This window comes from uncultured Campylobacter sp., from assembly GCF_905371695.1.
Lineage (GTDB): Bacteria > Campylobacterota > Campylobacteria > Campylobacterales > Campylobacteraceae > Campylobacter_A.
Genome location: NZ_CAJPMA010000136.1, coordinates 1 through 2994, shown reverse-complemented (window position 1 = coordinate 2994; position 2994 = coordinate 1). Strand labels below are relative to the sequence as shown.

The 2994-nt window shown below is 46.7% G+C and carries 2 protein-coding genes and 2 pseudogenes; 1 reads left to right on the top strand and 3 read right to left on the bottom strand.

The annotated features are described in order from the left end of the window. Window positions 1-41: 41 nt before the first annotated feature. Window positions 42-1346 (top strand): annotated as a pseudogene (locus QZ147_RS08920) (TRAP transporter fused permease subunit); the annotation flags it as partial. A 117-nt stretch (window positions 1347-1463) separates the two neighbouring features. Here the strand turns inward: QZ147_RS08920 and QZ147_RS08915 are convergent. The 3 genes and pseudogenes from QZ147_RS08915 to QZ147_RS08905 form a co-directional block, all read right to left on the bottom strand. Then, a complete protein-coding gene (locus QZ147_RS08915) occupies window positions 1464-1988 on the bottom strand; it encodes a tetratricopeptide repeat protein (RefSeq protein WP_295149486.1) in 525 nt (174 codons plus the stop codon). Window positions 1989-2048: 60 nt separating this feature from the next. After that, on the bottom strand, window positions 2049-2732 hold the full coding sequence (locus tag QZ147_RS08910) for a SprT family zinc-dependent metalloprotease (protein WP_295149484.1): 684 nt from the start codon (window positions 2730-2732) through the stop codon (window positions 2049-2051). A gap of 28 nt (window positions 2733-2760) precedes the next feature. Next, window positions 2761-2994, bottom strand: a pseudogene (locus tag QZ147_RS08905) (hypothetical protein); the annotation flags it as partial.

Below are 2994 nucleotides of genomic sequence, written 5' to 3'. Positions count from 1 at the left end.
CGCTAAGAAAAATTTTAAATTTGGAGTGATATTCGCTTTGCTCTATACCTTTAATGACGAAGGCTGGACTTACACGTACGAAAGCAGGCGCTATCGAGGTGGCTGCGGGCGTGAACGGACAGCTGATGCCGCCTATTATGGGCGCTGCGGCGTTTATCATCGCGGAATTTTTAGGTATGAGCTACACTAACGTAATGATGGCGGCCGTAATTCCGGCGTTTGCTTGCTATATTTCGCTATTTTTTATCGTCCATTTAGAGAGCTGTAAATTGGGGCTTAAAGGTATAGAGCAAAGCGAATATCACTCCAAATTTAAAATTTTTCTTAGCGGCATTCATTATATTACGCCTATTTTGGTACTGCTTTATACGCTATTAATCGCCAAGGAATCGGCGATCGCCGCAGCATTTAACGCGATCGGATTTTTATTTTTAGTTATGATTTTTCAAGAGCCGGTTAAAAAGCTGGCTATGGGACAAAAAGTCGGTCGCGAGGACGTAATGATCGGGTTTGAAGATATCTTTTGGGCGATGGTGACGGCGGCAAAGAGTATGACGACGATCGCCGTAGCCACTGCGCTTGCCGGCATCATCGTGGGTTCTATCTCGCTAACGGGGCTCGGGCAGGTACTTTCTGACATCGTCGAGCAGCTTGCGGGCAATAATATCGTTCTAATTTTACTGCTAACCGCGGTAATGTCGCTAATCCTTGGCATGGGACTACCGACTACGGCGAACTATATCGTGGTTTCAAGCTTAGTCGCGCCCGTAATTTTACTGCTTGCCTATAAAAACGGCTTTTTAATCCCCGCAATCGCCGTGCATTTGTTCGTATTTTACTTCGGAATTTTAGCCGACGATACGCCGCCCGTCGGCATAGCGGCTTATGCTGCGGCGGGAATTGCAAAGGCAAATCCCGTAATAGTCGGACTTCAAGGATTCTTCTACGATCTACGTACGGCGATACTCCCGTTCGCGTTTTTCTTTAACAATAAACTTATGCTAATAGATAGTGTCGATCCGAATAATCCGCAAAGCGCCGACGGCATCGTGTGGATGAGTAATCCCTTTGAGATCGCGCTGGTTTTTGGTATGGCAATCGTGGGAATGTTTGCATTCTCGTCGGTACTGCAAGGCTATTTCGTTACGAAAGTACGAATTTGGGAGCGAGCGCTACTGATTTTAGTCGTGCCGTTAGCGATGGTGCCTAATATCTGCGCTAGATACGGCATAGTGCCTAACGAATACGCGGGATACGCGATAGGTGCGGCGATATACGCGTTCGTATTCGCTACGCAGTGGATGAAAAATAAAAAGGATAAGGCCGCGCTAGCGCTTACGGCGTAAAGCGGTAAAATTTCCGTCGAACGGGGAATATGAGTATCTCTCTCTTTGCGAAATTTGCTTTAAAATTTAAGGCGGATTTATTTAGAATTTGCCGACCTCGCGAAGTCGGCAAATCGATTAATTTCTAAAATAAGGCGTTCTCGTTAGATCTTTTTCCCATTGGCAGCCTAGTAGATTTATTTCGTCGCCGCCTCTGCATGCCTTTTTAAATAGTTCAAGCGCTATTTTTTGATCGTTTCTATTTTGCTTTTCCAGGTACATTCCGCCTGCTTCGTTGCAAGCGTTAGAGTTGCCTAAATCGCAACCTTTAAGCAGCAGCGCAAGCGCCTTTGCGTCGTCTCTTTGCGCGCCGTCGCCCACTTTATACATTCCGCCCGCGGCCCCGCAGCTACCGCCGCTTCCTAGTTCGCAGCCTTTTTCGTAAAATTTTATCGCGCTAGCCGAGTCTTTTGACATGCCTTTGCCTAGCACGTACATTACGGCTAAATTCTCGCAGCCCATTTTTTCGCCGCTTTGGCAGGCTAACTCGAATTTGCTTTTAGCAAGGCTAAAATTTTGACTTTTGTATGCTTCTACGCCGCTTTCTAAATCGCCGGCGACTAGGTATAATCCAAGCGATAAAAACGCTAAAATTTTTTTCATTTTAATCCTTTTCGAAGTGATATGCTATTTTAGCATATAGCGGTGCGTTTGCCGCTTAAATCATGAATTTTTACCGTTCAACGCGCGCTCGCGAGAGCGAAAGTCGGGCATTATGCCTGCGATAAATTCGTAAAATTTCGCCCCGTGATGCGGATAGAGTAGGTGAGCTAGTTCGTGAAGCACGACGTATTCGACCTGTGCAAGCGGTTTTTCGATTAGATTTAGGCTTAGGTTTATATAGCCTTTGCGCGAGTTGCAGCTGCCCCAACGGGTGGCCATTTTCCGCACGCATAGGCGGGTTGCGGGACGAGCGATAAGAGGCTCGAATTTTGCTATCATCTCGCCGTAAATTTGCTTCGCGCGCGCTTTTTTAAAATTTTCGAGCGCGGTAAAATTCGGGGCCAAAATTTCGCCCGCGTAAATTTCGCCTCCGTCGTCCGGCGCGCTAAAATTTTGAAATTTTACGCCTTTAAAATCAGGGTCTAATTTCACCGACCATTTTTCGCCTAAAAATATAAATTCGTTTTCAAGCGGTAAATTCGCGCTAATTCTCGCGTGCGTCGCGACTAGCCACTCCGCGTGTTTAGCAAGAAACGCAAACGCGGCTTTTTGCGTAGAGTAAAACGGTAACGACATAGAAATTTTAGCGTTTTTATCGACGCGAAGGCGTAAATTTTTAACGCGTTTTTTAAAATTTAGGGTAACGTCGAAATTTTGAAATTTTACTAAAACCGATTTCGTCATAAAAGCAGGGCGGCAAATCCGCCCGAGATTACGCCGCGTTTAGCTGGCGCGAAGTTTTGTGAAATAGCGTAAAGGCTATGAATCCGAACGCCAAAAAGCACGAGACGATAAGCGCGTAAAATCCGCCGTCCCAGCCGAATATATCGACTAGTTTGCCCATTACCCAGCCCGCGCTTACGGTGCCTAGCAAATACCCGAAAAGCCCCGTTAGTCCCGTCGCCGTACCCGTGGCTACGCGAGGCACTAGGTCTGCGGCTTGAAG